Origin of the sequence: Paraburkholderia sp. JHI2823, from assembly GCF_038900695.1 — a bacterium.
In the GTDB taxonomy this organism is placed as follows: Bacteria; Pseudomonadota; Gammaproteobacteria; order Burkholderiales; family Burkholderiaceae; genus Paraburkholderia; species Paraburkholderia mimosarum.
On the sequence record NZ_JAYMRY010000296.1, the window covers coordinates 1 to 430 of the forward strand.

The 430-nt window shown below is 40.2% G+C and carries 1 protein-coding gene; it reads left to right on the forward strand.

The features are described 5' to 3' along the window. Nucleotides 1-252, forward strand: a 252-nt coding sequence (locus VSR34_RS38725; protein WP_342965276.1) for a hypothetical protein, incomplete at its 5' end; no start/stop codon positions are given. Between the last annotated feature and the right edge of the window lie 178 nt (nucleotides 253-430).

The window sequence follows — 430 nt, forward strand, 5'->3', positions numbered from 1 at the left end:
TGTTTACTAGGACGACCATGGATACATGAGGCAGGGGTTGTCACTTCAACTTTTCACCAAAAGCTGAAGTTCGTTCGTGAAGGAAAGGTGGTTATCATAAATGGAGAACAGACATTGTTAATATCTCATTTATCCTCTTTCATTATTGTGGAAGCAGATGAAATTGTTGTTGGAACTCAGCTCCAAGATTTATCCGTTGATAATGTAAGGGAGAATGAGAATTCCATGGCTTCATTCAAAGATGCTCAGTAGGTTGTGCGTAATGGCCCTAGTAAAGTATGGGGGCAGATTGTTGATCCGCTGGTGAATAAGAATATAGCTGGTTTGGAATTTTCTGCGAAGGATGGTAAATGTGAGAATATGAAGCCGAAGTCTGCTTTGGGCAAGTATCAGGATATCTTTCACAACGGAGGTTACCTTTATCTAAATG